General features: G+C 65.5%; 27 protein-coding genes and 1 pseudogene. 7 read left to right on the top strand and 21 right to left on the bottom strand.

Annotated features, from left to right (window positions below):
- Positions 1-98: 98 nt before the first annotated feature.
- The 5 genes from astB to BLT16_RS04430 are packed head-to-tail and all read right to left on the bottom strand — an operon-like array spanning position 99 to position 6,281.
- The gene (gene astB, locus BLT16_RS04450) at positions 99-1,460 is read right to left on the bottom strand and encodes an N-succinylarginine dihydrolase (protein ID WP_089657332.1); all 1,362 of its coding nucleotides are present in this window, start codon (positions 1,458-1,460) and stop codon (positions 99-101) included.
- Complete coding sequence (gene astD / locus BLT16_RS04445; protein ID WP_089657331.1) at positions 1,457-2,926, bottom strand: succinylglutamate-semialdehyde dehydrogenase; 1,470 nt, start codon at positions 2,924-2,926, stop codon at positions 1,457-1,459. The genes astB and astD overlap by 4 nt, the downstream gene beginning before the upstream one ends.
- A gap of 9 nt (positions 2,927-2,935) precedes the next feature.
- Positions 2,936-3,952: an arginine N-succinyltransferase gene (gene astA, locus BLT16_RS04440; protein ID WP_089657330.1), complete on the bottom strand. Its 1,017-nt coding sequence runs from the start codon at positions 3,950-3,952 to the stop codon at positions 2,936-2,938.
- On the bottom strand, positions 3,952-5,016 hold the full coding sequence (locus BLT16_RS04435) for an arginine N-succinyltransferase (RefSeq protein WP_089657329.1): 1,065 nt from the start codon (positions 5,014-5,016) through the stop codon (positions 3,952-3,954). Before BLT16_RS04435 ends, astA begins: the two co-directional genes overlap by 1 nt.
- A 50-nt stretch (positions 5,017-5,066) precedes the next feature.
- Positions 5,067-6,281, bottom strand: coding sequence for an aspartate aminotransferase family protein (locus BLT16_RS04430; protein WP_089657328.1), 1,215 nt, complete (start codon positions 6,279-6,281; stop codon positions 5,067-5,069).
- Between the two features lie 139 nt (positions 6,282-6,420).
- On the opposite strand from BLT16_RS04430, the gene BLT16_RS04425 reads away from it, so the two are divergent.
- Entirely contained in the window at positions 6,421-7,038 is a 618-nt protein-coding gene (locus BLT16_RS04425) for a class I SAM-dependent methyltransferase (protein ID WP_089657573.1), read from the top strand.
- Positions 7,039-7,059: 21 nt separating this feature from the next.
- Here BLT16_RS04425 and BLT16_RS04420 read toward each other — a convergent pair whose 3' ends face one another.
- From BLT16_RS04420 to fabV, 4 genes are all read right to left on the bottom strand, one after another.
- The gene (locus BLT16_RS04420; protein WP_089657327.1) at positions 7,060-7,920 is read right to left on the bottom strand and encodes an EamA family transporter; all 861 of its coding nucleotides are present in this window, start codon (positions 7,918-7,920) and stop codon (positions 7,060-7,062) included.
- Positions 7,921-7,989: 69 nt separating this feature from the next.
- Positions 7,990-8,967, bottom strand: coding sequence for a GlxA family transcriptional regulator (locus BLT16_RS04415; RefSeq protein WP_176817157.1), 978 nt, complete (start codon positions 8,965-8,967; stop codon positions 7,990-7,992).
- A 158-nt stretch (positions 8,968-9,125) separates the two neighbouring features.
- Positions 9,126-9,326: a hypothetical protein gene (locus BLT16_RS04410; protein WP_089657326.1), complete on the bottom strand. Its 201-nt coding sequence runs from the start codon at positions 9,324-9,326 to the stop codon at positions 9,126-9,128.
- 91 nt (positions 9,327-9,417) lie between these two features.
- Entirely contained in the window at positions 9,418-10,629 is a 1,212-nt protein-coding gene (fabV, locus tag BLT16_RS04405) for an enoyl-ACP reductase FabV (RefSeq protein ID WP_089657325.1), read from the bottom strand.
- 134 nt (positions 10,630-10,763) lie between these two features.
- On the opposite strand from fabV, the gene BLT16_RS04400 reads away from it, so the two are divergent.
- Entirely contained in the window at positions 10,764-11,150 is a 387-nt protein-coding gene (locus tag BLT16_RS04400; protein WP_089657324.1) for a DUF7079 family protein, read from the top strand.
- Positions 11,151-11,152: 2 nt separating this feature from the next.
- Here the strand turns inward: BLT16_RS04400 and BLT16_RS04395 are convergent, their stop codons facing one another.
- The 5 genes from BLT16_RS04395 to BLT16_RS04375 form a co-directional block, all read right to left on the bottom strand.
- On the bottom strand, positions 11,153-11,665 hold the full coding sequence (locus BLT16_RS04395) for a glutathione peroxidase (protein WP_089657323.1): 513 nt from the start codon (positions 11,663-11,665) through the stop codon (positions 11,153-11,155).
- Between the two features lie 83 nt (positions 11,666-11,748).
- Positions 11,749-13,812 carry a transglutaminase TgpA family protein gene (locus BLT16_RS04390; RefSeq protein WP_089657322.1) on the bottom strand — a complete coding sequence of 688 codons (2,064 nt, stop codon included), beginning with the start codon at positions 13,810-13,812 and terminating at the stop codon, positions 11,749-11,751.
- Positions 13,809-14,759, bottom strand: a complete 951-nt coding sequence (locus tag BLT16_RS04385) for a DUF58 domain-containing protein (protein ID WP_089657321.1) — start codon at positions 14,757-14,759, stop codon at positions 13,809-13,811. The genes BLT16_RS04390 and BLT16_RS04385 overlap by 4 nt, the downstream gene beginning before the upstream one ends.
- Before the next feature lie 3 nt (positions 14,760-14,762).
- Entirely contained in the window at positions 14,763-15,695 is a 933-nt protein-coding gene (locus BLT16_RS04380; protein WP_089657320.1) for an AAA family ATPase, read from the bottom strand.
- Complete coding sequence (locus tag BLT16_RS04375) at positions 15,692-16,228, bottom strand: NUDIX hydrolase (protein WP_089657571.1); 537 nt, start codon at positions 16,226-16,228, stop codon at positions 15,692-15,694. The genes BLT16_RS04380 and BLT16_RS04375 overlap by 4 nt, the downstream gene beginning before the upstream one ends.
- A gap of 132 nt (positions 16,229-16,360) precedes the next feature.
- Here BLT16_RS04375 and BLT16_RS04370 point away from each other — a divergent pair, with 132 nt between their 5' ends.
- Together BLT16_RS04370 and BLT16_RS04365 are read left to right on the top strand one after the other, a co-directional pair.
- Positions 16,361-18,010 (top strand): isovaleryl-CoA dehydrogenase, encoded by a 1,650-nt coding sequence (locus tag BLT16_RS04370; RefSeq protein ID WP_089657319.1) that lies wholly within the window; start codon positions 16,361-16,363, stop codon positions 18,008-18,010.
- A gap of 105 nt (positions 18,011-18,115) precedes the next feature.
- Positions 18,116-18,613, top strand: a complete 498-nt coding sequence (locus BLT16_RS04365; protein ID WP_089657318.1) for a copper chaperone PCu(A)C — start codon at positions 18,116-18,118, stop codon at positions 18,611-18,613.
- Between the two features lie 3 nt (positions 18,614-18,616).
- On the opposite strand, the gene BLT16_RS04360 is transcribed toward BLT16_RS04365, so the two are convergent.
- The 4 genes from BLT16_RS04360 to BLT16_RS04345 form a co-directional block, all read right to left on the bottom strand.
- Positions 18,617-19,225, bottom strand: a complete 609-nt coding sequence (locus tag BLT16_RS04360; RefSeq protein ID WP_089657317.1) for a LysE family translocator — start codon at positions 19,223-19,225, stop codon at positions 18,617-18,619.
- Between the two features lie 46 nt (positions 19,226-19,271).
- On the bottom strand, positions 19,272-19,685 hold the full coding sequence (gene rnk, locus BLT16_RS04355) for a nucleoside diphosphate kinase regulator (protein WP_089657316.1): 414 nt from the start codon (positions 19,683-19,685) through the stop codon (positions 19,272-19,274).
- 131 nt (positions 19,686-19,816) lie between these two features.
- Complete coding sequence (locus BLT16_RS04350; protein ID WP_089657315.1) at positions 19,817-20,317, bottom strand: thioredoxin domain-containing protein; 501 nt, start codon at positions 20,315-20,317, stop codon at positions 19,817-19,819.
- 86 nt (positions 20,318-20,403) lie between these two features.
- Complete coding sequence (locus BLT16_RS04345; protein WP_089657314.1) at positions 20,404-20,943, bottom strand: cytochrome b; 540 nt, start codon at positions 20,941-20,943, stop codon at positions 20,404-20,406.
- Positions 20,944-21,035: 92 nt separating this feature from the next.
- Between BLT16_RS04345 and BLT16_RS20515 the strand changes: the two are divergent.
- From BLT16_RS20515 to BLT16_RS04335, 3 genes and pseudogenes are all read left to right on the top strand, one after another.
- Positions 21,036-21,263 (top strand): annotated as a pseudogene (locus BLT16_RS20515) (DDE-type integrase/transposase/recombinase); the annotation flags it as partial.
- Between the two features lie 196 nt (positions 21,264-21,459).
- Complete coding sequence (locus tag BLT16_RS04340) at positions 21,460-22,593, top strand: TauD/TfdA family dioxygenase (protein WP_281243291.1); 1,134 nt, start codon at positions 21,460-21,462, stop codon at positions 22,591-22,593.
- A gap of 1 nt (position 22,594) precedes the next feature.
- The gene (locus BLT16_RS04335) at positions 22,595-23,182 is read left to right on the top strand and encodes an HD domain-containing protein (RefSeq protein ID WP_089657312.1); all 588 of its coding nucleotides are present in this window, start codon (positions 22,595-22,597) and stop codon (positions 23,180-23,182) included.
- A gap of 146 nt (positions 23,183-23,328) precedes the next feature.
- Here BLT16_RS04335 and BLT16_RS04330 read toward each other — a convergent pair whose 3' ends face one another.
- The 3 genes from BLT16_RS04330 to BLT16_RS04320 form a co-directional block, all read right to left on the bottom strand.
- Complete coding sequence (locus tag BLT16_RS04330) at positions 23,329-24,228, bottom strand: LysR substrate-binding domain-containing protein (protein ID WP_143025038.1); 900 nt, start codon at positions 24,226-24,228, stop codon at positions 23,329-23,331.
- Between the two features lie 62 nt (positions 24,229-24,290).
- Positions 24,291-25,211 carry a GntR family transcriptional regulator gene (locus tag BLT16_RS04325; protein WP_089657310.1) on the bottom strand — a complete coding sequence of 307 codons (921 nt, stop codon included), beginning with the start codon at positions 25,209-25,211 and terminating at the stop codon, positions 24,291-24,293.
- A 130-nt stretch (positions 25,212-25,341) separates the two neighbouring features.
- Positions 25,342-26,865, bottom strand: a complete 1,524-nt coding sequence (locus BLT16_RS04320; protein ID WP_089657309.1) for a tripartite tricarboxylate transporter permease — start codon at positions 26,863-26,865, stop codon at positions 25,342-25,344.
- Between the last annotated feature and the right edge of the window lie 17 nt (positions 26,866-26,882).

Genomic DNA, 26,882 nt, shown 5'->3' with positions numbered 1-26,882 from the left:
CGGTGCTCCCGGGGCCACCAATACATGAGTGCCTTACGGTAACCACAAAGGCCCCTGCCCGCCAGTCGGCGGGCAGGGGCTTCATGATCGATCGCGTATTACCCCAACTGAAACGGATACACCGAGCCGATCTGCAAGATCTGCGTCAGTTCGTCCAGCGCACTAAGGGTCTCCTCGGCGAGCTGTGGGTCGGCGAGGTCGTCCGGCGCCAGGCGGTCGCGGTAGTGGTGCTCGACCCAGGCGGTGAGTTCGGCGTAGAGCGCGTCGTCGAGCAGCACCCGGCCGGAGAGGGCTTGGCGCTCGGCGGCGCTGAGCGCCACCCGCAGGCGCAGGCAGGCGGGGCCGCCGCCGTTGCGCATGCTCTGCTTGACGTCCTTGACCAGCACCTCACCGATGGGATTGTGGCCCGCCAGCAGCAGGTCCTGGATGGTGCGCCACACCGCGTCGTTCTCCTGGCACTCGCCGGGCACCACCAGGGTCATCGAGCCGTCGGAATGCGAGAGCAGCTGCGAGTTGAACAGGTAGGAAGAAACCGCATCGTCCATGCTGACCGCCTCGACCGGCACCCGAACCGGAATCAGCGGCGTGGCCATTTTGGTGCGCAGCGCGTCGAGGGTCGCCTGTTCGTCGCGGAACGCCATCTCGTGATAGAGCAGCACGGGGCCGTTGCCCACCGCGATCACGTCATTGTGGAAGACGCCGGCGTCGATGGCCTCGGGGTGCTGCTGGGCGAACACCGTCTGGGCCTCGCTGAGGCCGTGCTGGCGGGCCACCGCCTGGCTGGCCTCGAGGGTCTGGCGCGCCGGGTAGCGCTTGGGCTCATGGGCGGGATCGCCGCCGAAGGCCTGGCGGCCATAGACGAACAGGTGCACGCCTGGCTCACCATGGGAGGCGCACAAACGGGTGTGATTGGCCGCGCCCTCGTCGGAAAACGCCGGGGTCGCCGGCAGCACCGAGTGGTGGGCAAAGTGGTGCGGATCATGGAAGATCGCCGCCAGCACGCGGCCGGTGGTCTCCGGCTCCAAGTAGCGGTGGAAGCTCGACTGCAGGTTGGCCGGGGTGAAGTGCGTCCGGCCGTCGGGGGCATCGACGCTCGGCGTTACGGTGCCAGCATTGGCGGTCCACATGCTCGACGCCGAACACACCGCGCGCAGCAGCTGCGGCGCCTCGCGGGCGGCGCGGGTCAGCACCTCGTGGGGCGTGCCGCTGAAGCCCAGCGCGCGCAGCGCGCCCAGGTCGGGGCGCTGCTGAGGGGGCAGCACGCCCTGGGCGAAGCCGGCATCGAGCAGCGACTTCATCTTGGCCAGCCCCTGCAGCGCCCCCTCACGGGGGTTGGAGACCAGCCCGCCGTGGCTCATCGAGGCCACGTTGCCCAGCGCCAGGCCGGAGTAGTTGTGGGTGGGGCCGACCAGGCCGTCGAAGTTGACCTCACGATAGCCCAGAGTCACGGACTCGCTCATAGCACCACCCCCGGCGGCAGCTGGTCGGGAAGGTGCAGATCCTCGCTCTCCATCGAGGCCACCGGATAGGCGCAGTAGTCGGCTGCATAGTAGGCGCTGGGGCGATGGTTGCCGCTATCGCCTACGCCGCCGAAAGGTGCGTCGCCGGAGGCACCGGTGGTCTGACGATTCCAGTTATTGATGCCGGCGCGGATGCGCAGCAGGAAGTCGTCCCAGTCGTCGCGGCTGCCGCCGATCAGCCCGGCGGATAGGCCGTAGCGAGTGTCATTGGCGATAGTGACCGCTTCGCCCCAGTCTTTATAACGGTATACCTTCAACAGCGGCCCGAAGTGCTCCTCGTCGGGCAGCGCGAGGCCGGTGACGTCGATCAGCGCCGGGCTCAGCAGGCTGGTATTGTCCTCGACGCGGCGCATGCGCGACAACACCGTGCCACCCAGCGCCTCCAGGTCATCCTGAGCCTTGAGCAGGCCGTCGGCGGCGGCGACGCTGACCAGCCCGCCGTAGAACGGCGCCGGTTCGCTGAACTGGCCGCCGACCCTGAGCTTGTCGATGGCCGAGACCAGCGCCTCGAGCAGCCGGTCGCCGACCTCGCCCTGAGGCACCATCAACCGACGCGCGCAGGTGCAGCGCTGGCCGCCGGAGAGAAACGCCGACTGCAGGATGGTCAGCACCGCGGCGTCCTGGTCGGGGACGTCCCTGACCACCAGCGGGTTATTGCCACCCAGCTCCAGCGCAAGAATCTTGTCCAACTGGCCGGCAAACTGCTGGTGCAGCAGGCCACCTACCTTCGCGCTGCCGGTAAACAGCAGGCCGTCGATGTCACGGCTGGCGGCCAGCGCCTGGCCCACCGGCGCGGCGCCCTGCACCAGGTTGATCACGCCCGCGGGGAGCCCCGCCTCGCACCAGCACTGCAGCACCAGGTCGGCGGTAAGCGGGGTCTGCTCGCTGGGCTTGAAGACCACCGTGTTACCGGCCAGCAGCGCCGGCACCATGTGGCCATTGGGCAGATGCCCGGGGAAGTTGTAGGGGCCGAACACCGCCATCACCCCATGCGGACGATGACGCAGTACCGCCCGGGCATCGCCCAGGTCACGCTGGCGCTCACCGGTACGCTCTTCATAGGCGCGGACCGACAGCCCTACCTTGCCGATCATGGCGCCGACCTCGGTGCGCGCCTCCCACAGCGGCTTGCCGGTCTCGCCGGCAATGGCGGTGGCCAGATCCTCGCGGTGGCTCTCGAGCACGCCGCGGAAGCGCTCGACCAGCGCCTGGCGCTCAGCGAAGGACGTGCGCGCCCAGCCGGGGAAGGCTTGCCTGGCCGCCGCCACGGCGGCCTCGACCTGGGCATCGCGGGCGCTGGCGCCCTGCCAGAGTTCCTGGTGTGACACCGGGTCGAGCTTGGCGAACCGCTCCGCGTCGCCGTCGACCCAGGCACCGCCGATCAGCAATTGCTGCTTGGCTTGCATGTTCATCTCCTAGGTTTCGAGTAGACGGAGGGAATCGCCCGCCCCGACTTCCAGTCGGCGCGCCTCCTCCTCGGTAAGAACGATCACCCCGTTCTCGTCGGGGCCGCGGCCCACCCAGGCGGCGCGGAAGTCGAGCATGTCGGTGGTCGAGACCAGCCAGGTGGGGCGTTCGCTGCCGGCGGCCTGCGAGGCGACCTCGACCTGGCACAATCGCGAGTCACGTATCGCGCGCACATCGTCGATATAGGCCTCCACGGTGGGCCCTCCGTCGAAGATGTCGATATAACCCTCCCAGCGCATGCCCTCCTTCTTGAGCATCTCCAGCGCCGGGCGGGTGTGCTCGTGGACCTGGCCGATGCAGGCACGCGCCTCCTCGGTCATGAAGGTGGTGTAGATCGGGAACTTGGGCATCAGCTCGCCGATGAAGCTCTTTTGCCCCAGCCCCGTCAGGCGGTCGGCCTCGTTGAAGTCCATGGGGAAGAAGTGGCTGCCGAGGCACTCCCAGAACGGGCTGATGCCGGCCTCGTTGAAGACCCCGCGCATCTCGGCCAGCACCTTGGCCGGGAAGCGATCGCGGAACTGCGCCATGAACAGCCAGCGCGCCTTGGAGAGCAACGCGCCGTTGCGGTGGCGACGGTACTCCGGGCGCAGGTAGAGCGAACACACCTCGGCGTCGCCGGTATGATCTGAGCTCAAGAACAGCGTATCGATGGTGCGGTGCAGGTCGAGCTGCACCGAGGAGTGCGCCAGGGTGCCCAGCCGGTAGTTGTAGAACGGCACCTCGCGGCCGACCTGGCCCTCGATGGCGCAGCAGCCCGCCAGCTCACCGCTGGCGTCGTCCTCGAGCACGAAGAAGTACAGCCGGTCATCTACCGGCGTGCGCTCCTCGAAGGCACGTGCTGCCAGTTCGATCTTGCTGGCCAGAAAGTCGCGGTTGTCGGGCAGCGAGGTGAATCCCACCCCGGTCTGCTGGGCCAGCGCCTGGAGGCCGTCGAGGTCGCCGCGGGCAATCGGACGAATGCGCATCACAGTTCTCCCTCGTCGAGTGCATCGATGGCGGCGGGCAACGCCAGGGGAGCGGCCAGTACCGCGCGCCCCTCCTCCACGCCGAGAATCTCGGCATGCTCCGGCGACAGCATCAGCTGTCCGGTGGGCGACAGCGCATAGCGCGCCACCACGCAGCGGAAGTCGCCAAGCTGCTGGTTGGCAATCATCGCCGGTTCGGCGTCGGGCAGGGTGTGCGCCGGCCGCACCCGCACCGGATGCCAGGCCGCGCGACGGAACGACTCGAGATGCGTGCGCTCGGCCTTGACCACCGGCCCGGCGTCGAAGATATCGACATGCCGCGAGCGTACGAAGCCCTCGGCCAGCATCTCCTCCAGCGCCGGCTCGTGGTCCGGATGCTCACGGCCGATGGCGGCCCGCGCCTGAGGCGTGAGCAGCGGCAGATAGAGCGGAAACTGCGGCATCACCTCGGCGATGAAGCTCTTCGAGCGCACCCCCGCGATGTGATTCATCTCCTGGTAGCCACGCACGAAGAAGTGGCGGCCGACGCTGTTCCAGAACGGCGACTCACCGTCGCCGTCGAGATAGCCGGGAAAGGCCACGGCGAGGATCTCGGCGAAGCGCTCCGGGTACTGGGCGATGAACATCAGCCGTGCGCGGCGCAGCAGGCTCATGGCGCTGGTGCCCTGATAGCGGGGGTCCAGCGACAGCGCGCACAGCAGGGTCGCCTCGGAAACCTCGTGGGACAGCGACAGGGTCTGCACCTCACGGCGCACGTTGAGCTGCTGCGAGGCGTGAATCAGGGTCTCCTGGCGATAGGTGTAGTAGGCCTCGTTGGCCCCGGCCTGAGCGCGGATGGTGGCAGTGCCTACCACTTCGCCGCGCTCGCGATCCTCGAGCACGAAGGTGTAGTGCTCATCGCCGGGAAACTCCACCTCGCGACTGAAGGCGCGCTGGGAGCGGGTGATGCGCTCCTCGAGGCGGTCGCGATGCGCCGGCAGGTTGGTCAGGCGCGGCGTGGCGCTGCCGGCCAGGCGCTCCAGGGCCGGCAGGTCCGCCGGACGAGCGGGACGAACGACCAGCATGGCGTGTCCTCCTGAACGGGGCATTGAAGCATCGCGGGTGGACACCTGGCTCACGCCTTGGCCACCAGCTTGGCGATAGCACGCTCGAGGCGGGCCATGCCCTCCTCGATATCGGCTTCGGGAATCACCAGCGACGGCGCCATGCGCAGCACATTGGGGCCGGCGATCAGCGCCATCAGGCCCTCGTCGATAGCCAGCGGCAGGATGTCCTTGGCCTGGCCCTCGTACTCAGGCGCCATCTGCGCGCCGATCAGCAGGCCCATGCCGCGGATCTCCTGGAATACGCCGTGCTTGCGGTTGATGGTCTCGAGGTGCTCGCGGAACAGCTCGTGGCGCTTCTTCACGCCCGCCAGCACCTCCGGGGTATCGATATGCTCGATGGCCGCCAGCGCTACCGCCGAGGCCAGTGCATTGCCGCCGTAGGTGGAGCCGTGGGTGCCGATGGCCAGCGACGTGGCAATCGCGTCGGTGGTCAGCATTGCGCCCACCGGGAAGCCGCCGCCCAGCGACTTGGCGCTGGTCAGGATGTCGGGCACCACGCCGTAGTTCTTGTAGGCATAGAGCTCACCGCTGCGGCCCACGCCGGTCTGGACTTCGTCGAACACCAGCAAGGCATCGTGGGCGTCGCAGAGATCGCGCAGGCCCTGCAGAAACTCGGGCGTGGCCGGCACGATACCGCCCTCGCCCTGCATCGGCTCGACCATGATCGCGCAGGTGTCGTCGCCGACCAGCGCGCGCACGCTGTCGAGATCATTGTAGGTGGCGTGCAGGATGCCGCCGGGCACCGGGCCGAAGCCCTGGGAGTACTTGGGCTGGCCACCCACGCTGACGGTGAAGAAGGTGCGCCCGTGGAAGGACTGCGAGAAGGAGATGATCTTGTCCTTGTGCTCGCCGTGATGCTCCACCGCCCAGCGCCGCGCCAGCTTGAGCGCCGCCTCGTTGGCCTCGCCGCCCGAGGAGCACATGAACACCTTGTCGGCGAAGGTCCGCTCGACCAGGGCACGGGCCAGCTTGAGTGCCGGCTCGTTGGTGTAGACGTTGGAAAGATGCCAGAGCTTGTCGGCCTGGGCCTTGAGGGCATTGACCAGTACCGGATGGCAATGCCCCAGCGAATTCACCGCGATGCCGCCAGCGAAGTCGATGTATTCACGGCCCTCCTGATCCCACAGGCGGCTGCCTTCGCCACGCACCGGGATCACCTGCTGCGGCGAGTAGTTGGGCGTCATGTACTGGTCGAAGTCGCTGCGGGTCGGGGTGTGGCTCATGAGGGTCTCCATCCACGGGGATCGATTGATGAAACGAGTATACGGCGCCGTCGTCACGGCGGGCTTTCAGCAATGGGACGGCGAATTATGAAAAGCGGTTAGACTAACGCTCAGAGTCCGCATGCGCGAGGGCGCCATCATGCTCAACACCACCGCCTGGAACCGGCTGCGCTACAGCCTCTATGCGCCGATCTACGATCTGGTCGCCGGGCGGGCCTTTCGCCGCGCCCGGCGCCAGTCGCTGGAACAGGTGACCTGGACGCCCGGCATGCGGGTGCTGCTGGTGGGCGCCGGCACCGGGCTCGACCTGCCCTTCCTGCCGCGCAACGTCGAGATCCACGCCACCGACCTGGCCCCGGCGATGGTCAAGCGCATCGCGCGGCGCGCCGAGGACCTACACCTCGACGTCGCCGCGTACAGCATGGACGCCGCCGACCTCGACTACCCCGACGGCCACTTCGACGTGGTGGTGATGCATCTGATCGTGGCGGTGATGCCGGACCCGGCACGCGGCCTGGCCGAGGCGCACCGCGTATTGGCCAACGACGGTCAGCTGTGCGTGATGGACAAGTTCCAGCCCGATGCACACCCTGCCGGCGTCGGCCGCCGAGCGCTGAACCTGCTGACCACGGCGCTGGCCACCGATATCACCCGCCAGGCGCGGCCGCTGCTGGAAGACGCCGGCTTCGTCATCGAGCACGACACGCCGGTGATGATGGGTGAGCTGTTTCGCGCCCTGTTGGCCAGCAAAGCCTAACGAGCCGCCTCGCTGCCCAGTTCAGGACGCTCTCTGCGGCGCGATGGTTAACCACACCCCGACGATGACCACCGCGCTGGCCAACACCTGCAGCGCCACGATCTGCTCGTCGAGCCACAGCCAGGCGCCGAGCATGGTGAATACCGGCAGCAGGTTGAGGTAGATCGCCGCTCGGGTCGGGCCGATGTCGGCCAGCGCGCTGTTGTAGAGCAGCAGCGCCACCACCGAGGGGAAAATGCCCAGGTAGGCCAGGCCCAGCAGCTGGTTGCCGCTCAACTGCGGCAGCTGCTGGGCGGCGCCTTCGAACAAGGCGATCGGCGCCAGCGCCAGGTTGGCGATCACCAGCATCACCAGCAGGCCACCGTAGCGCGGAAAGCGCGCCATATGCGTCTTGACCAGCAGTGAATAGCCTACCCACACCAGCACCGCCAGCAGCATGATGGCATCGCCGGGGTTGATCCCGCCGGCGAGGGCCGGCCCCTGCTGGCCGGCGGTGATCACCGTCACCGCACCGGCCAGCGACAGCGCCACCCCCAGCCACTGCACGACGCGGAAGCGCTCGCCGAGCAGTGCCACGCTGAACAGCAATGTCACTACCGGAATCATGCTCTCGAGAATCGCCACGTTGGTCGCGCTGGTGAAGTTGAGCGCGGCATAGATCAGCGCATTGAAGAACGCTACCCCGGTCAGCGCCAGCCCCACCAGCGGCCGCCAGTGCTCGCGAAACAACGGCCAGCCGCGGCGCGCCTGATGCCAGCCCAGCGGCAGCATGATCAGCAGCGCGATAAAGACCCGGCCCAGCGAGATGGTAAACGGCGGCAGGCCCGCCAGCGCCTTGCCGACCAGGATATTGCCGGCGAAGATTGCCGCCACCAGCAGCAAAAATAGATGGGGGCGTAGCGCGCGAATAGGCGCCTCCTTTAGCTTTCCCTGAAAACTGCCTGCGCTCGCTCAGACCAGGCGCTCCTCGCGCGGGGTCATGCCGAAGTGGTTGCGATAGGCGGTGGAGAAGTGCGCGCCGGACGAGAAGCCGGTCAGCAGCGCGATATCGCCCACCGCGCGGTCGGATTCGCGCAGCAGCTTGCGCGCCTCCTGCAGACGTAGGTCCAGATAGTAGCGGCTGGGCACCGCCTGCAGGTACTTCTTGAACAGCCGCTCGAGCTGGCGCCGCGATATGCCCAGGTGCTCGGCCAGCTCATGGGTGGTCAGCGGCTCCTCGATATTGGCCTCCATCAGCGTGACCGCCTCGACCAGGCTCTGCGGCGCATGCCCCAGCCGCGAGCGCAACGGCACGTGCTGGGGCTCATCGCCGGGGCGAATGCGCTCGCAGACGAAGTGCTCCGAGACCCGCTCGGCGAGTCGCTGGCCGTGGTGCTGGCCGATCAGCGTCATCATCATGTCCATCGCCGCGGTGCCGCCGCCGCAGGTCAGTCGGTCGCGGTCGATCTCGAACAGCTGCTGGGAGAGGTTGACCCGCGGGTAGTCGCGGGCGAAGGCGTCGAAGCGCTGCCATGGCAGGGTCGCACGGTAGCCGTCGAGCACCCCGGCCCGGGCCAGCACCTCGGTGCCACCGGCCACCCCGCCCAGCACCACGCCGCGACCGGCGAGGCGCTTGAGCCAGTCGCATACCTTCGCTGGCAGGCTCTGCGGCAGCGGACTGGGCGCGCACACCAGCAGCATATCGAGACCGCCGTCGTCCTCTCCCACCGCATGGCGCGGGGTCAGCCCGAGTTCACTGGCACTGCGGATCTCACGTGCCTCCAGACCGTAGGTCGACGGCACATAGAGGCGCGCACCGGCAAGCTGATTGGCCACCTGTAGCGGCTCCAGGGCGCAGGCCTGCGCCAGCAGCGAGAACCCCGGCAGCAGCAGGAAGGCGATCTGGCGGCTATTGCCCGGCTGGGCGCTGGCGGGTCTAGGTGCTGGCATCGCTATCGCCGTGATGGGCTGGGCCCCACATCTTACCCAATTGCCACGTCTCGGGCAGTGCCGCGCGGCCAATCGACCGACGCGCGATGCAAGCACGGGTCGCAGATACGCAAACGCCGGACCCACTGGGTCCGGCGTGATTGTCGCCAGGCGTGCGGTCAGCGGCCCAGGAAGTGGAACGCCAGGCCGGCGATCAGTACCAGCACCACCGCCACCGGCAGCAGCCTGTGCATACCCGTGGGCGGTTTCTTGGCCTCGGGCTGACGCTGCGGCTCGGCTTCGTCGTAGTCCTCGGGAATCCGCTGCCCCATCACGTGCTCTTTCTCTTCTTCCGGGGTCTTGCTTTCCTTGGTATCCATGGGACCTCCTCGCTGCCCAGGGAAAAAATCTCGCGCTACCCCTTGAGACTACCCCGCAACAGGGGCGTTCACCACTCGCTCACCGCTCGACTCACAGTTCGACCACATCGAAATCGGCCACCGGATCGGCATCGGCATCGTAGTCCACGTCGTCGCGCTCGAAGCCGAACAGCTTGAGGAACTCGTGCTTGTAGCCGGCGTAGTCGGTGATCTCGAACAGGTTGTCGCCGGTCACCTTGGGCCACAGGTCCTTGCAGGCCTGCTGCACGTCATCGCGCAGCTCCCAGTCGTCGAGGCGCAGGCGGCGGGCCTCGTCGGTGGAGAGCTCGCCCGCCAGGCCTTGAGAGGAGTAGAGGTGCTCACCGAACAGCCGGTTGAGCTGGTCGATGGTGCCCTCGTGCAGGCCCTGCTCCTTCATCACCCGATAGACCATGGCGATATACAGCGGCATCACCGGAATCGCCGCGCTGGCCTGGGTCACCACCGACTTGAGCACCGCCACATTGGCGCCGCCACCGCTGGCCTTGAGTTTGGCGTCGATCTCACCGGCGGCGCGATCGAGGTCCTCCTTGGCCTTGCCCAGCGCGCCGTGCCAGTAGATCGGCCAGGTGATCTCGGTGCCGATATAGCTGAACGCCACGCTGCGCGCGCCCGGCGCCAGCACCCCGGCCCGGTCGAGGGCGCTCATCCACAGCTCCCAGTCCTCGCCGCCCATCACCGTGATGGTGTCGTCGATCTCCTGCTGGGTGGCGGGCTCGACCTCGGCCTCGATGATGGCATCCTTGTTGGTGTCGATGGCGGTGGCGCGATAGGTCTCACCGATCGGCTTGAGCGCCGAGCGCTTGAGCTCACCGCTGTCGGGGAGCTTGCGCACCGGCGAGGCCAGCGAGTAGACCACCAGATCGACCTGGCCGAGGTCGGCCTTGATCATCTCGATGGCTTTTTCTCGCGCCTCATGGGAGAAGGCGTCGCCGTTGATCGACTTGCTGTAGAGCCCTTCGGCCTTGGCGAACTTGTCGAACGCCGCGCTGTTGTACCAGCCAGCAGTGCCGGTACGCTTCTCGCTGCCCGGCTTCTCGAAGAACACCCCCAGGGTATCGGCACCATAGCCGAAGGCGGCGGTGATCCGTGCCGCCAGCCCGTAGCCGCTGGAGGCGCCGATCACCAGCACCTTCTTCGGCCCGGCGCTCTTGTCTAGCCCGCGGGCGCGGGTGGCTTCGATCTGCTCGAGCACGTTCTTCTCGCAGCCGACCGGATGGGTGGTGGTACAGATGAAACCGCGAACCTTGGGTTTGATGATCACGTCAGACCTCGATACGACAGTGGACAGTTGGCGTCATTCTACCCACACAGCTAGGCGCTGTCCGCCCTTGAGGTACATCGCCGGGTGGGACAAGATTGTCGGCTAGGATGCGACGAACCCGGCAGGAGAGAACAATGGACGCCCAGACTCTGGTCGATGAACGCGGCGAGCTGTGGCTGGCACTGGCCCCGCTGTGGTTGGATCGCGAACCCCGCGAGCGAGACTATGCGCGCATGGTCGAGGTCATCCAGCGCCACGAGTTGACCCTCACCGAGCTCGAGTGGATCTTTCGCATCGAGCTGGCGCCGGTGCTGTCACGCACCCAGATGTCGGTGGCCAGCGAGTGGCGGCGCTTCGATGATCATCAGCTGATGAAGCGCCTGGTGGCCCACAACTTGCGGCTGCGCGGCTGGCGCCGCAAGAGCTGGGCGCTGTTCTCGGGATTGATCACCATGATGACCCGCCACCGCTGGAACGAGCTGATGACGCGGGTGATGATCGCCCGCGGCGAAGCGCCCTGACCCTACACCTCGTAGGGCTGGTCGAGGGCCTCCTCCAGCGCCACGCGCATCTGCCTCTCGCCGGCGCGCGGCCCGAAACGGTGCAGTACCCGGCCATCGCGCCCGACCAGAAACTTGGTGAAATTCCACTTGATCAGGGTGCTGCCCAGCACCCCGGGCGCCTGACGGCGCAGCGCCACGAACAGCGGATGGGCGCGCGGCCCGTTGACACGGACTTTCTCCATTACCGGAAAGGTCACCGCATACTCGCGCTCGCTGAAGCTGCAGAAGGCCTTGGCTGACTCCGGCGACTGACGGGCGAACTGATTGCAGGGAAATGCCAGCACCGTAAAGCCCTGGCGATGGTAGTGCCGATAAAGCGACTCCAGCTCCTTGAGCTGAGGTGTATAGCCGCAGCGGCTGGCGACGTTGACCACCAGCAGCACCTGGCCGCGCAGCGCGCGCAGGTTGAAGGGCTCGCCGCGATGGGTACGACAGTCCAGTTCATGCAAGGGGAGTGTGGGTCGAGATGCCATGGCCGCCGCTAGCGCTGGGTGAAAAACGCAAAACCGAGGCTTCCACGATGCCATGCCCGGCGTCGCGGCGCCAGTCCGGGCCATCACCTACGCCGCGGCCAACGTCGCTTGATCTCGGCCAGCTGGCGCACTAACCGGCGGCGGCGCAGGTGCCGCTCGGCGTCGGGGAGCGGCGCATACAGCAACCGCTCGAGGTCGTTGGCCATGCCCTCCAGCGCCGTTTGCGCCGCCCCGCCGCGGGGCGCGATGCGGCGCAGATGGGCCGCCGGCGACTCGCCGCCGAGGGGGCCGTGGCCGCGCTTGGCCAGCCAGGCCTGGAGCAGCCGTACCCGATGTCCCTCGGCGCCCGCGCGGCGCTGGCGCCAGCGGCGTATCGCCGACCACAGCAGCAGTAACCCGGTGGCGACCGCGACCAGGCGCAGCGCGTCGCCGAGGGTCAGCTGCCCCAGCCGCGACCATAGCGTAGCGAAGCGCTCGGTGAGCCCCGCCAGCAGCGCCTCGCGGCGCTCGCGCTGATAGCCGATGACGCCACGCTGCCAGCGATACTCGGCGCGTTCGACGTTGAGCCGCAGGCGGTTGGCCCAGCCCAGTTCGCGCAGTCGCAGCGGCGAGAAGGGCGCATCGGCCAGGAAGTCGTCGCTGCCGCCGAGAAACGCCTCGGCGCCCTGCTCGATGCGCTGCGGGGCGATCGCCGCGGTCGGGTCGAGACGCTCCCAGGCGCCATCCAGCCACACCTCGATCCAGGCATGGGCGTCGTAGTCGCGTATCGTGAAGTGGCCGTCGGGATGGCGCTCGCCGCCTTGAAAGCCCACCACCACCCGCGCCGGAATACCCACTATCCGCGCCATCACCGCCGCCGCCGAGGCGTAGTGGGTGCAGTAGCCGGCGCGGGTATCGAACAGGAAGTCGTCGATACGGTCACGCCCGGCCAGCGGCGGCGGGCTCAGGGTGTAGCGAAACGGCGACTCACCAAAGCGCGCCATGAGCGCCGCCAGATAGCGCCGCGGGTCGCCCTCGGCCGCGTGCCAAAGCCGCTCGGCAAGCTCGCGGCTGCGCGGGTTGGCGTCCTGCGGCAGCAGCCGATGCCAGGCCGGCCCGGCGGGGTCGGGATAGCTCGGCGCTGCGGCACTGCTGCCCACCTGTAGCAGGCCGCGTGAGGAGAGCGGCACCAGGCCTTCCAGGGTGCCGTCGGCCAGGTAGCGCTGGCGGGCGTCGCTGGCCAGCGGCGTGCCCAGGCTCGGTCGCCAGGGGCGGCTGTCCGGCTCCAGCAGCAGCTCGGCGATATAGCGCGGCGCGCCGGCATCGTACGGCGAGCGGCTGGCCTCCTGGACGAAACGCGATACCGGCTGGCCGGCGCTGGCCGCATGCTGCTCGGGCCCCATCCGCGTCCAGCGCTCGCCGTCGAACTGCGACAGGGTATAGACCCGCCAGTAGCGCTCGGCGGGCGGCGGCTCGGCACCGTCGAATCGCGCTCTGAAGGCCCGCGCGTCGCTGCGTGACAGCTGGGCGATGTCGCCCGGGGCGATCTCATCGCTGAGCCCGGTGGCGGCCTGATCGGCCTGGGGCAGGCTCCACAGTGGACCGATCCGCGGCACCACCAGGAACAACACCACCATCAGCGGCGCCGACAGCGCCAGCAGCCACAGCGCCTCGCGCCAGGCATCGCGCCCGGGCCGGCCGCCGGCCAGCACCACCAGCGTCTGCAGCAGCCAGGCCGCGGCCAGCAGCGCCGCGGCACTCATCAGCAGACTCTGATCATGGAGGAAAGCGGCGGTCAGGGTCACGAAGCCGATGATCACCACCACCCGGCCGTCGCGGCGGTCGTGGGTCTCGAGCAGTTTGAGCAGATAGATGCCCAGCAGCACGCCCATCAGCGCCTGCATGCCCATCAGCCCACCATATTGCAGCCATAACCCCGCCAGCACTCCGACCACCGCGGTCAGCCGCAGCACCACGCCGGCCCGCGGCAGCCGCCGACGCAGTTGCAGGAAGCGCCAGCCGGCGGCGGCCAGCGCCACCCCCAGCAGCCACGGCGGCATGAACGGCAGATGCAGTGCCAGCACCAGACACTGGCCGCTGAACAGTTGGATCAACAGCGGCGCCGACAGGCTGCGGCCGTCGGCGAGCAGCGCCGAGGGGGCGCTCATGAGCCGCTCCGCGGTGACGGCGCGGCCCAGCGCGCCAGCGCTTGTAGCGCGCGGCGCCGCTGGGCCGGTCCGTTGGCCGGCGCCAGCTCAACCCCCGGCAAGCGCAGCCCGTAAAGGTCACCGGCGCGGTGGTAGTCGAGCAGCTGCGCACACAGCCGCGACAGCCGCGCCTCGGGCTCGCCGCTGCAGGCATCGTAGTCGAGCCAGCGCTGGCGGCGCGGTGGCAGGCTGAACGCCTTGGTACTGAGTACGCCGGTACGGCTCCACTGTTTCCAGGCCAGTCGCGCCGGGCCATCGCCGGGTTCGAAACGGCGCAGGCCGGCGAAGTCCTGGGGCGCCAGTCCCTGACCACGGCGCCGCGCGTGGGCCTCGCCGGTCTCACCGGGTGCCGGATAGACCAGCAGCTCGACGCCACTGTCGACCCAGGCGACCAACCGCACCAACCCCAGCGGCCAGGCGCTCTCCAGGCGCAGCGGCGGCAGCCGCCATTGACCGCGATGCAGGCTGGGCACCGCCAGCGGCAGGATCAACTCGGAACCGCGTATCTCGCCCTCGGCGGCAGCGACCTGACCGGGGCCCGCCACCAGCACCACGCGCAGCGCGTGACGGTGGCGCGCAGCGCTCAGGCGAACGCTCAGATGCGCCAGGTCGCCGGCAAACACCTCGCCCGAGGCACTTGCCGTGAGGGACACGCCATGCAGGTTGCGCCAGCCGCGCCATAGCGATACCAGCGCCACGGCAAACAGCCAGAAGGCCAGGCCGTAGGCCAGGTTGTTCTGATAGTTGATGCCGAACAGCAGCAGTACCGGGATCAGCACCGCCCAGATCACCCCGAAACGGGTCGGCATCAGGAACAACCGCTGGGCACCGAGCGGCTGGCCGGCCGCGCTCAGCCGCCGCCGCTGCCACCAGTCATGCAGCCGCCGTATCGGAGACAGGCCGGCCATGGCCTAGACCGAGACCGGCACGCTGGCCAGCAGGTGGTGGGCCAGCGCCTCCCCCTCCTCGCGGCGCCCGTCGCTGAGCCGATGGCCAACCACCGGCACCCATACCGCCTGGACGTCTTCCGGCAGCACATGGTCGCGTCCTGCCAGCAGCGCCCAGCCGCGGGCGGCGTGCAGCAGTGCCAGCACCGCCCGGGTCGACAGCCCCCAGGGCAGCTCGGGATGAGTGCGACTGGCGGCGGCCAGCGCCTGCAGATAGTCGAGCAGCGCATCCGCCACATGCACCTCGGCGACCCGCGCCTGCCAGCCGCACAGGGTCTCGGCATCTAGCCACTGGGCCAGCTCCTCCAACTGGGCGCGGCCGGCTTCTCCGCGCAGGATCTCGCGTTCGGCGCGGGCGTCGGGGTAGCCCAGCGAAAGGCGCATCAGGAAGCGATCAAGCTGCGACTCCGGCAGCGCGAAGGTTCCGGCCTGTTCCTGGGGGTTCTGGGTGGCGATGACGAAGAACGGCTCGGGCAAACGGCGGGTCTCGCCCTCCACCGTGACCTGCCCCTCCTCCATCGCCTCGAGCAGCGCGCTCTGGGTCTTGGGGGTGGCGCGATTGATTTCGTCGGCCAGCACCAGCTGATGAAAGATCGGCCCCGGGTGGAAGTGAAAGCTGGCCTGACGCGGGTCGAACACCGAAACCCCCAGCACGTCGGCCGGCAGCAGGTCGCTGGTGAACTGCAGACGCTGCATGTCCAGCCCGGTCACCCGCGCCAGCGACTGGGCCAGGGTGGTCTTGCCCAGACCCGGCAGATCCTCGATCAGCAGATGGCCGCGACACAGCAGGCAGCACAGCGCCAACCGCACCTGCCGGGACTTGCCGCGCACCACCGCCTCGAGGGCCGCCAGCAGGTCGTCGAGGCGCGCCGCAGCCAGCGGCTCACGACGGTTCATGACGCCTCCGCCAGGAGGCCTGCATGCTGCAGATGTCGCACTGCAGTGCGGGTATCCGGGGTCACCTCGTCGAGGGACAGCGCCTCATCCAGCGGCAGCCAGAAGGCATCGGCAACTTCCTCGGCCTGCAGCGCGAGCGGTCCGTCATGCTGCACCAGATAGACGCTGCCGAAGATATGGTTGCCGTCGGCGGCGTAGCGGAAGGCCAGGCAGTAGCGCAGCGCCACGCCGCGAATGCCGAGCTCCTCGGCCAGCTCGCGACGCGCCGCCACGTGCACCGACTCGCCGGCGCCGACCACGCCTCCCGCGGCCAGGTCGAGGCCACCGGGGAACACTTCCTTGGTCAGGGTGCGGCGCTGGACGCAGAGCTCGCCGCTAGCATTCATCACCACCACATAGGTGGCGCGATGCCAGAAGTGAAAGCGCCGCATCAGCGCACGCGGCGCACTGCCGCAGGGGCGGTTGCAGGCATCGACCAGCTGGATGCGCTCATCGGCGATCATCGGCGCCGGCGCGGAAACCTCGGGGGGCATGATGGACTCCCATGGCTGAACAGTGCTCAGCGTAACCAGTCGCATCAGCCGCGGCCAGCGCAGCTCTCGACGTTGACCCCACGCTGAGGGCTGACCATGCTCGATCCATAGCAGCGCTGCAGGAGCCTCGCCATGCACGACCATGCCCCACGACAGCGGCTCGCCACCCATGAGGTGCTCAACCAGCCGCCTGCGGACAGCGACCTCGACCTGTTCGCCCTGGACCTTCCCCTACAGGAGGCGCTGGCCCGAGAAGCCCCGGAGTGGGTCGCCCGGCGCCTGGCGCCGTTGGGCAAGCAGGTCGGCAGCCGCCGCGTGCAGGCACTCGGTGAGCAGGCCAATCGCCATCCGCCGACGCTGCGGCTGTTCGACCGTCACGGCCGGCGGCTCGACGAGGTCAGCTACCACCCCGCCTACCATGAGCTGATGCACCTGGCCTGCGATCAGGGCTGGCACGCCGTGGCCTGGCAGGAGGAGGCCCGCGGCGGCCACCAGGCCCATGTCGCCGCCCTCTATCTCCTGACCCAGGCCGAGCCGGGGGTATGCTGCCCGGTCACCATGACCCACGCCGCCATGCCGGCCCTGCGTCATGCCCCCGCGGTGCTGGCCCAGTGGGCCCCGCGGCTGCTGGCCTGGGACTACGATCCCCGCGCCCTGCCGGCCAGCGACAAGCCGGCAGTGACCCTGGGCATGGCGATGACCGAGAAACAGGGCGGCAGCGACGTGCGCGCCAATACCACCCGCGCCGAGGCCAGCGAGGACGGCGTGCGCCTGCTCGGCCACAAGTGGTTCTGCAGTGCGCCGATGTCGGATGCCTTCCTGACCCTGGCCCAGACCGATGACGGCCTGGGCTGCTTTCTGGTGCCGCGCTTCACCCCCGACGGCGAGCGCAACGCCATCGAGCTGCAGCGCCTCAAGGAGAAGTGCGGCAACCACGCCAACGCCTCCGCCGAGGTCGAGTATTGTCACGCCTGGGCGCAGCCAATCGGCGACCCCGGGCGCGGCATCGCCACCATCCTCGAGATGGTTCAGCAGACTCGCCTCGACGCCGCCACCGCGCCGGTGGGCATGATGCGCCAGGCACTGCTGCTGGCCTGGCAGCACGCCCAGGCTCGCCACGCCTTCGGCCAGCGCCTTGCCGATCAGCCGCTGATGCGTGCGGTGATCGCCGACCTGGCGCTCGAGGTCGAGGCCGGCGTAGCACTGACGCTGCGCATCGCACGCGCCTTCGACAACCCGCATAGCGAACACGAGCAGGGCCTGGCGCGCATTGCCCCGGCGCTGGCCAAGTACTGGCACAACAAGCGCGGCCCGGGGTTCATGGCCGAGGCCATGGAGTGCCTGGGCGGCATTGGCTACGTCGAGGAGACACCGCTGGCCAGGCTGTACCGCGAGGCACCGGTCAACTCGATCTGGGAGGGGGCGGGTAACGTGATCTGCCTCGATGTGCTGCGCGTGCTGGGCAGGCACCCCGAGGCGGTAGATGCGCTGCGCCATGAGCTGGACGCGGCGCGCGGCCAGAATGCCCATTACGACCGCGCGCTGGGCGAGCTCGAGCGTACCTTGGGCATGCCCAGCGACGCGCTGGTGCCCCAGGCACGCTGGCTGACCCAGCGTCTCGCCCAGTGCCTGCAGGCGGCGCTGCTGCTGCGCCACACGCCCACCGCCGTTGCCGCGACCTTCTGCCGGGCGCGGCTGGGTGAGGTCAGTCCCGCCTACGGGGTGCTGCCGGCGGACGCCCCTCTGGCCGAGATACTGGCGCGGGTGACACCGGACGCCTGACGCCCCTATGCTGGCGGTTGCGACAAAACGCCGCTTGGCAGCCGGCCAGGCTGTCGTAAGCTTTGGGTGGCCCAAAGGTTCCACCCACCACCACAAGGATTACCGATGATCGCCCGCTCCGCCTCTCTCATCTCTGCCCTGCTGCTCGGCGGTGCGCTGCTGCCATCGCTGGCCAGTGCCCACGACTTCACCCTCGACGACATCCGCATCGCCCACCCCTTCGCCACCCCGACGCCGCCGGGGGCGCCCAACGGCGCCGCCTATCTCGACATCACTGCCGGCGACGAGCCCGCCGAGCTGGTCGGCGCCAGCAGCCCGATCAGCGCGGTGGTGGAGATTCACGACATGATCATGGACGACGGCAACATGCAGATGCGCAAGCTCGACGCCATCGACGTCGAGGCCGGCGAGACAGTGACCATGCGCCCCGGCGGCGGCTACCACCTGATGCTGTTGGGCCTGGAAGATACGCTCGTCGAAGGCGAGAGCTTCCCGCTCACCCTGGAGTTCGCCGAGCAGGGCGAGATCGAGGTCGAGGTATGGGTGCAGGAGGCCAACGAGGGCGGCGAGGCGGCCGACGGCCACCATCACCACGACCACTGAAGCTCAGCCGACCACCACTCTCAGCGCAATCGCGATCAGCAGTACGCCGGTGATGCGGTTGACCCAGTGCGCCCTGGCCTGGAGCCAGGGCAGCACCCGTGAGTGCGATAGCGCCACCGCTACGATCACGTACCAGCCACCGTCGATGATCATGGCGGTAAGCACGATCAGCGCCTTGGCCGCGACGCTCATCTCGGGGCTGACGAACTGGCTGAGCAGCGCCACGAAGAACAGGATCAGCTTGGGGTTGCCCAGCGCTACCAGCATGCCCTCTCGGGCCGCCTGGGGGCCGGTGGTGAGTACCGCATTCGGCTCGAAGGCCGCCGTCCGTCCGGCGCGCAACGCCTTGATGCCCAGCCAGGCCAGGTAGGCCGCCCCCGCCCAGGTGATGAACTGGAACAGCAGTGGCTGGCGGGCGATCAGCGCTCCCAGGCCCCATACGGTGAGTAGCGCGTACAGGCCCACGCCCAGCGCATGCGACAGCGCCGCGACCACCCCCGGCAGGCGCCCACCGCCCAGGGTATGGCGCAGCACCAGTGCCAGGCTGGGGCCCGGCGACATGGCACCCACAGCACAGATAGCCACCAGCGACAACCACAGCGACAACGGCATCGACTCTCCTCGATCAGGGGCCCGCGTAGCACGGCACATGCCGGGCTTAGCGGTGAAACTGGCCTTCGCGCTCGGGCTGCCAGAGGATCGCATCGATGCGCAGCCGGGTCTCGCTGCCATCGGGCAGCGGCCAGTCGATCACGTCGCCGACCCTAAGTCCCAGCAGCGCCGCGCCGATCGGCGCCATCACCGACAGGCCGTCGGCACTTTCGGCCAACGAGCGCGGATAGACCAGGGTACGCACCAGCTGGCGGCTACGCCCAAGATCAGTGAACTGCACCTGGCTGTTCATGCTGACCACGTCGGCGGGAATCTGCTCGGGATCGACCACCTCGCCACGCTCCAGCTCGGCCTCCAATGATTCAGCCACCGCCAAATCCTTGTCGCTGGCGGCGTCGATCAGCCGCTGCAGCCGCTCGGCATCCAACCGATTGATGATGATGGTGGGACGTGATGACATGGCGCCTCCTATCCGCAAACGCTAAAACAACGTATCCGCGGCCTGACAACGAAAAAAGCCCTTCACCCTGGATAGGGCAAAGGACTGTGGATCGATTCACTATAAGACTTTCACCAAGGCTTTGACAGCCCTCAGCGCCGACGTGGCCTCGGCAGGCTCTGCAACGCCATGAAGTCGGCCTCCAACTCGTCGGCGGCCACCACCCCGCGCTTGATCTCTACCACGTCACCGCTGGCGTCGAACAGTACCAGGGTGCTCTGCGACACGCCGTATTCATAAGCGAAGCGGCGACCGCTACTGCTGGCGATGTTGGCGCGCCGCAGGGTCAGCTCCTCGTCCAGGCGGCTGCGCGCCTCCTGGGCCTGTTCGAGCAGCTGCTCGCAGCTGCTGCAGCCCGGCTCATGCACCTGTACCACCACAGGCGCCCCGCCGCCGATCACGCTAAGATCACTTACCTCCCGCGCCTGGCGCGCCTCCATGGCGAACCACGCCGCCGGCACGGCGAGAATCGCCACTGCTATCAGCACGCCGCGCACCAGCCGCCTGGGGCTGAAGGAGCGCTTGCGCGGGGCAGGACGGGAGGATGGTTTGGACGGCGTGGGCTTGTGACGCTTGTTCTTGCTGCGTGGCATGCACGGGTTCCTCGTTGTAGCGATACCCCAAGACTACGCCAGCGCAAGGCCCTTGGCACCATCCCAACCTCAACAGACGCTCAGCGTTAGCGACTTCCCGCCATGCGCGTCAGCACATCGTGATGTGCGTAGCGGCGATGAATTGCCACCATCGCCACATGGCCGAGGATCAGCACCAGCAGCGTCCAGCCCAGCAGGCCGTGGAAGATACTGCCCAGCGCTACCATCCACTCGATCTCGGGGCCCTCGAAGCCCGGCATCAATGGAATACCGAAGGCCGACAGCGAGCGACCCGAGCCGTACTGGCGCAGCAGCGCCACCAGCGGTACCACCAGCATCAGCCCATACAGCACCAGATGACCGAGCTTGGCCATCACGCTCACCGATGGCGGACGCCGCGACAGATTGAGCAGCCCCCAGGCACCGCGCAACAGCAGTAGCGTGAACAGCAGCACCCCGACATCGCGATGCCACGCCCACATGAAATCGTCGAAGGCGGAATCCTCGAACAGCACCCGCGCTGCCACGCTGGTGAACTGCCAGGCAAACAGCAGCGCCATCGCCCAGTGAAAGGCACGGCTGATGCGGCCGTAGTGGGTAGTGGTATCGCGCAGCGGTAGTGCCATCGTCCTGCTCCCTGTCATGAATTCCGTAGGCCCTTATGAAAGCCTGATAAGACCTTGGTCGCAAGGAGTTGTGTTTCTTAGCATAGCGATTCAGTAACGGTCCTGCCGGCGCTCGAAGTATCGCAAAAATGGTCACTCAGGCTGGTCAGCCGCATCTGGATATACCGAACTTTCTCGATCGCAAGTTCGATGTAAAGGAGCCGAATCAGGTATGGAGCGGAGACATCACCTACCTTTGGACAGAGTCTCGCTGGGCTTATCTGGCGGTGGTCATCGACTTGTATGCGCGGAAGTCCGTAGGCTGGGCGTTTTCCTTGTCTCTCCTTGGCCCAAGCTCACATTGGCCTGGGAAATACGCCCCACTGCGACCCTCGAAGCGCATGCGATCATCTCAGGCAGGTATAAGAAAAATAAATGCCTAGATATAAGCGGGAGGCTCTACTCGGTTGGCCATTCACTCGTCACCCTGTCGGTGATCGCCATCGTGATAACCCAAGCCAACTGAGGAAGATCGACATGTCCACCCACCATGCGTTCGTCATTCATGAAGACCCTCCGTCAGTCGTCTTCCACGCTGGGGAGCAATCATGGGAGATGAGTCCACTCTGGCTGCGTGAACGTACCCAGGCGCCCGACCAGCTGGAGCCGATGACCCAGCAGCGCCTGTTCGACTCTCACGCCATCGATACGCGACTGACACTCGAGAGTGCCAGCCGGACCGACGAGCACCATGTCGAGTTGGTATTCAGTGATGGCCATCGTGAGACCTACGATCTCCGCGTGCTGGCCAATGAACTGGACGCTGCCAGCCGCTTCCCCGACGCTGAGCCTTGGAATGCGAGCCTCGATCAACGCCGCGTGCGCTTCGACTGGACCCAAGTGCTCGAAAACCCGGCCTACTTTCAGGCCTCACTGGACGCCTACTTGCGCTATGGCTATATCGTGCTTTATGGCGTGCCGACCGACCCTGAGCGCATCCTCCAGGTCGGCAGCCACTTCGGCTACGTCAAGGAAACCAATTTCGGCCGTTACTTCGAAGTCTATTCGCGGCCCAACGGCAACGACCTGGCGTATCGCAGCGTGGCGCTTGGCCCCCACACCGACAACCCATACCGCAATCCGGTACCGGGTATTCAACTCCTGCACTGCCTGGTCAACGAGACCAGCGGTGGACTATCGACGTTAGCCGACAGCCTGAAAGTGCTCGAGCAATTGCGCGAGGAAACCCCCGAGGGCTACGAGCTGCTCAAGACTACCTCGGTACGCTTTCGTTTCGTCGATGCCGGGACAGAGCTAGTCACTCATCGCACCATGATCCAGACCGATGACGATGGTCATCCGACCGGCGTGCACTACAGCCCTCGCCTGGATGCCCTGCCCCTGCTCTCCGATGCCCAGACCCGACTCTTCCATCGCGCACGCCAGCGGCTTGGCGAGCTATTGACGGACCCCGCCTACGAGGTGCGCTTTACCCTCGACGCAGGCGAGTTGATGTTGTTCGACAACAGTCGTGTCCTGCACGGACGTACCAGCTACGACACCAACGAGGGGCATCGCCACCTACAGGGCTGCTATCTCGACACCGATGGCCCGCGTGAGCGCTTCGCAAGCCTAATGAAAAATCGTGATTCGATCGAGGAGGTCGCTTGATATGGAACAGGTCGCGTTCCGCCAGATGAAGGATGGCACCCAGGAAGAGTATGTCTTTCTCGAGCGCCTGGAGGATGAATTCAACCAGGGGCTAGTCGACCGCCTGCTCCGTGCCCTGCGTCATCTGGATAACAGTCTGAGCGGTTACCAGGTGTCGCGGCTGGAGCACTCGCTGCAATCGGCCGCCCGCGCCGAGGCAGACGGCGCCGACGAGGACATGATCATTGGCGCCCTGCTACACGACCTCGGCGACGAACTGGCACCCTACAATCACTCCCAGCTGGCCGCGGCGATTATCCGTCCCTATGTGCGTGGCGAGGTCACCTGGGTAGTGCATCACCACGGCCTGTTCCAGAAATTCTATTATGCCCACCACTTTGGCGACGACCCGAACGAGCGCGATCGCTATCGGGATCATCCCTGGTACCAGAGCTGCGTGGACTTCTGCGAGCGCTATGATCAGGCCGCCTTCGACCCCGACTACCCCACGCCTCCGCTAGAGCACTTCGAACCGATGCTGCGGCGGGTGTTCTCGCGCACCCCTTTCGATCCAGCGGTCATCGGTGAGGAGCATCCGCTGGAGCGGTAATGGCACCGTTCAGCATGCACGGCGAGGGCTACTAACGGGACAACCTCGCCGTGGAGCGAATCTGGCAAAGAGGGACGTACCTAGCGGCCTTAAATGCCTGACACCGATGATGATCTGATCTGAGCTTAGATGAGCTGGCCCTGGCTCTATTGTTGGACGGCGTTGATCAGCCAGTCGCAAATCGGCTCGATGACCGTACTGCGGTGATGCTTGACGCTTAACCAGTAGCCGTAATCCTCACGGGTCACGCGGGGAGAAAGCGCTATCAACTGGCCGCTCGCCAGATAGTCCTCGACGAGAATCGACCAGCCCAGTGCCACGCCCTGGTGCCTTAGTGCGGCGTTCAGCAACAAGGCATAGTTCTGGTAGGCGAAAACATCCTCACCGGGCGTCAGGCTCAGTCCAGCATGTTGACACCACTGTGCCCAATCGAGCCAACGCGGATCTTTGATGTCTTGGTGTAGCAGCGCTAAGCGGGGGAGATCCGACGCTGTCAGTGCCTCCTTCACGCCATGCTCGTGTGCGTAGTCGGGGCTGCACACGGGAAACACGGCTTCACTGGCGACCAAGCGCCCCTCCTCCTTTGGCACGTAGGGACCGAAACGAATAGCGATGTCCGCAGCTTGCAGTTCCGGGTCGTCAGCACGATCAATGGGCATCAGCTTGAAGGTTAACTCCGGGAAGGCACGCTTGAGTGCTGGCAGTTGCGGCAGCAGCCACAGGTGTGTAAATCCCGAACCCGCGGCAATTACCACAGAGGGTGAGGGCCGTTTGCCGTGGTGGACAAGCCGCTCGCAGGCTTCTCGAATCGTCTTGAGACTAGGCGCCACCTCCCGATGAAAGCGTTCGCCCTGTACCGTAAGGACAAGACGTCCTCCCTGTCGATCGAACAGCGGCAATCCAAGGTTCTCTTCCAGCGACCGTATACGCTGCGAGATCGTCGGCTGGGTAGAACGCTCCTCGTCAGCAGCTGCCGTCATCGAGCCTAGGCGGGCCGTGGCCTCGAAGGCAATAAGCGACTTCATCGAAGGGGGGGTGTAGCTCACAAGCGCGACCTCTTTCCTGGGTTCGAGTAATATGACCTTACCCAGCTTTGGTGGACACCTATCTAAGCATCGAAAAGGTGCGAGACGATCTTCATTTTTTCTCTTCTCGCCCGCTCCAAGTGATTCTTTAGGAAGTCAGCGGCTTCTTCTCTCTTCCCCTCTTCAAGAAGATCAAGAATCCTCAGGTGCTCTCTCGACTCTGGCTTGGACGACTCTCTCCGGGAAAAGACGTTGTATTCCATTAATTTTCTCAGTCGATTGGCCCGCTGCAAGCCCTCCAAGAGAAAGACATTTCTGGCACAAGCCACAATAGATTCATGAAAGAATGACCCAACCAGGAACATATGCCGCTCGGTAATATCATAATCGTTCATAATAAGCGCATCAGACTGGAGCGTTCTTAGTTGACGAAATAATCGTCGATCAACCCTATAGCCTGGCTCTCTCAAGGCAGCAGGTTCAATCAAGATGCGATAGCGGTAACACTGATCGTAGGTTTCCCTGGAAGTCAGAAATTCGTTGAACTCCCATCCATATCCCATCAGCTTGGATACCCAGCCCTCTGACTCCATCGATAATAACGCCTGCTGTATGGAGAAACGGTTGACGTCATAAGTATTGGCGAGCTCTGTCTCCGATATGGTCTTCTCCAAGGCTCCCTTCAAGTAGTCCGTAGCAATCTTGAATGCCAGGGGAGAAATGGGCGAGCTCCTGTCGACGATCAAGTCACCCACTCTGTCATCGAGGCTGGAAAAATCGGAAGAAACCAGAAAATAGCCGCGATTTGGTTCTTTTCGTACTACTCCTTGCTCCTCGAGATAGAAAAGCGCGGCCCGGATAGGTGTTCTTGAGACCTTAAGGTTCTCAGCGAAGAACACCTCCGGAAGATGGCTGCCAGCAGGAATACCCTTTTCGCTGATGAGCGCCAGCATTCTACGCGCAACGTCTTCAGGGCTGGTCTTCTTTCGCTGAGCAGTCTGCATAACCGTTATCACTCAAGGATATATGGGACACATCGGTAAACCTTCCTCTTAAAAAGAGTAACATAGCCTACCTACCCTGACTATGCTCGACGAGTAGCCAAAATTTCCCGGGCAGCCTAGCCATCTCGCTTCAAAGCGCCTTCTTCTCATAGCGCTTGCCGAAAATCATCCTCAACACCACGGGCAAGACAATAACCGTGATCACGATCAGGCTTAGCAGTAGCGAAATTGGACGCTCGAAGAAAATGCTAGGACTTCCACCTGAAATGATCAACGACTGCAACAGGTTCTCCTCAGCCATTGAGCCCAGAACCAGTGCCAGTACCGTGGCAGCGGGCGAGTAGCCATAGAGCTTCATGCAGAACCCGAGCAGCCCTGCCACCAAGAGCATCCAGGTCTCAACCATACTGAAATGCAGAGTATAGGTACCGATGACACATAGTAGTACTACAATGGGTAGCACCATGACATAGGGAATATCGAGAAACTTCACGAACAGCGGGATGGCGGCGATACTCAGCAAGATAAGCACCATGTTGCCCAGGTACATGCTGGCGATCAGCCCCCACACGAAGCCAGGATCGTTGATGATCAACATTGGTCCGGGCTGCAGGCCCCACATCATGAAGGCACCGAGCAAAACCGCGGTTGCCCCAGAGCCAGGAATACCCAGAGAGAGGAGCGGCACCATAGCACCCGAGGAGGCGGCATTATTTGCGGCTTCAGGCGCCACCAGGCCGCGCATCTCTCCTTTACCAAACTTCTCGGGGTCCTTGGCTATCTTCTTTTCAATGGAATACCCAAGGATAGAGCCAATCGTGGCACCGGAACCCGGCAAGACTCCGGCAATGAAACCAATAATTGAACCACGAAGGACAGTATACTTTGACTCCGTGTAATCCTTCTTATCCGGCCAAAAATCACTCGACGTAAAGGACAGTTTGACACGCTTCACTTCTTTCTTGTGCTGGCCTATATAAACACAGTAAAGCAACTCACCAATACCAAACAGGCCGATGGCAACGGGGACGAAGTAAATTCCTCCAATTAGCTCGGAAGAGCCGAAGGTAAAGCGCTGTACCCCGCTCATGACATCCACCCCAACCATCGCAATCACAAAGCCTAGCAAGGCAGACACAATACCATTGAGCTTATTCTCCCCCATCATGGTAGTCAGCAAGAGAAGGCCGAAGAAAATAATCAGGAAGTATTCCGAAGGACCAAAAGAGGCTGCGAAGCCTGCCAGCGTTGGAGCCAATGCGCAGATCAGGATAACGCCGATGGTACCGCCCACGAAAGAAGCAATCGCCTGCATTACTAGGGCGGGACCGGCCCGCCCCTTCTGGGCCAGGGGATAACCATCCAACGTTGAAGCTACTGTCGCCGACTCACCTGGGGTATTGATAAGAATCGAGGTGATGGTGCCACCATACATCGACCCATAGTAGATACCCGCCAGCATGATGATGGCGGTGGTCGGCTCCAGCCCGAAAGTCATCGGAATCAGAACGGCAATACCCGCGGCGGGGCCAAAGCCAGGGAAGAGACCGACGATCATGCCTACGAAGGCACCGATCATCAAGAACAACAGATTCGTTGGTGTTATAGCAACTGACAGGCCGAAGCCAAGATTTGCTATCATATCAGCGAGCATGATAAGCCCCTCAGCAA

Source organism: Franzmannia pantelleriensis (genome assembly GCF_900102875.1).
Classification (GTDB): Bacteria; Pseudomonadota; Gammaproteobacteria; order Pseudomonadales; family Halomonadaceae; genus Franzmannia; species Franzmannia pantelleriensis.
Note: the sequence above shows the minus strand (reverse complement) of the source record. Positions and strands in the feature narration are given on the sequence as shown.

Excerpts from the sequence above, each read along its gene's own strand:
- BLT16_RS04435 (WP_089657329.1), bottom strand. The coding sequence starts at position 5,016 with ATGCTGGTCGTTCGTCCCGCTCGTCCGGCGGACCTGCCGGCCCTGGAG.
- BLT16_RS04390 (WP_089657322.1), bottom strand. The coding sequence starts at position 13,812 with ATGAGCGCCCCCTCGGCGCTGCTCGCCGACGGCCGCAGCCTGTCGGCG.
- BLT16_RS04350 (WP_089657315.1), bottom strand. The coding sequence starts at position 20,317 with ATGCCACGCAGCAAGAACAAGCGTCACAAGCCCACGCCGTCCAAACCA.
- BLT16_RS04400 (WP_089657324.1), top strand. The coding sequence starts at position 10,764 with ATGGACGCCCAGACTCTGGTCGATGAACGCGGCGAGCTGTGGCTGGCA.
- BLT16_RS04335 (WP_089657312.1), top strand. The coding sequence starts at position 22,595 with ATGGAACAGGTCGCGTTCCGCCAGATGAAGGATGGCACCCAGGAAGAG.
- rnk (WP_089657316.1), bottom strand. The coding sequence starts at position 19,685 with ATGTCATCACGTCCCACCATCATCATCAATCGGTTGGATGCCGAGCGG.
- BLT16_RS04345 (WP_089657314.1), bottom strand. The coding sequence starts at position 20,943 with ATGGCACTACCGCTGCGCGATACCACTACCCACTACGGCCGCATCAGC.
- BLT16_RS04340 (WP_281243291.1), top strand. The coding sequence starts at position 21,460 with ATGTCCACCCACCATGCGTTCGTCATTCATGAAGACCCTCCGTCAGTC.
- BLT16_RS04370 (WP_089657319.1), top strand. The coding sequence starts at position 16,361 with ATGCACGACCATGCCCCACGACAGCGGCTCGCCACCCATGAGGTGCTC.
- BLT16_RS04380 (WP_089657320.1), bottom strand. The coding sequence starts at position 15,695 with ATGAACCGTCGTGAGCCGCTGGCTGCGGCGCGCCTCGACGACCTGCTG.
- BLT16_RS04325 (WP_089657310.1), bottom strand. The coding sequence starts at position 25,211 with ATGCAGACTGCTCAGCGAAAGAAGACCAGCCCTGAAGACGTTGCGCGT.
- BLT16_RS04425 (WP_089657573.1), top strand. The coding sequence starts at position 6,421 with ATGCTCAACACCACCGCCTGGAACCGGCTGCGCTACAGCCTCTATGCG.
- BLT16_RS04395 (WP_089657323.1), bottom strand. The coding sequence starts at position 11,665 with ATGGCATCTCGACCCACACTCCCCTTGCATGAACTGGACTGTCGTACC.
- BLT16_RS04415 (WP_176817157.1), bottom strand. The coding sequence starts at position 8,967 with ATGCCAGCACCTAGACCCGCCAGCGCCCAGCCGGGCAATAGCCGCCAG.
- BLT16_RS04375 (WP_089657571.1), bottom strand. The coding sequence starts at position 16,228 with ATGCCCCCCGAGGTTTCCGCGCCGGCGCCGATGATCGCCGATGAGCGC.
- BLT16_RS04410 (WP_089657326.1), bottom strand. The coding sequence starts at position 9,326 with ATGGATACCAAGGAAAGCAAGACCCCGGAAGAAGAGAAAGAGCACGTG.
- astA (WP_089657330.1), bottom strand. The coding sequence starts at position 3,952 with ATGCGCATTCGTCCGATTGCCCGCGGCGACCTCGACGGCCTCCAGGCG.
- BLT16_RS04360 (WP_089657317.1), bottom strand. The coding sequence starts at position 19,225 with ATGCCGTTGTCGCTGTGGTTGTCGCTGGTGGCTATCTGTGCTGTGGGT.
- BLT16_RS04430 (WP_089657328.1), bottom strand. The coding sequence starts at position 6,281 with ATGAGCCACACCCCGACCCGCAGCGACTTCGACCAGTACATGACGCCC.
- BLT16_RS04385 (WP_089657321.1), bottom strand. The coding sequence starts at position 14,759 with ATGGCCGGCCTGTCTCCGATACGGCGGCTGCATGACTGGTGGCAGCGG.
- astD (WP_089657331.1), bottom strand. The coding sequence starts at position 2,926 with ATGCAAGCCAAGCAGCAATTGCTGATCGGCGGTGCCTGGGTCGACGGC.
- BLT16_RS04320 (WP_089657309.1), bottom strand. The coding sequence starts at position 26,865 with ATGCTCGCTGATATGATAGCAAATCTTGGCTTCGGCCTGTCAGTTGCT.
- astB (WP_089657332.1), bottom strand. The coding sequence starts at position 1,460 with ATGAGCGAGTCCGTGACTCTGGGCTATCGTGAGGTCAACTTCGACGGC.
- BLT16_RS04365 (WP_089657318.1), top strand. The coding sequence starts at position 18,116 with ATGATCGCCCGCTCCGCCTCTCTCATCTCTGCCCTGCTGCTCGGCGGT.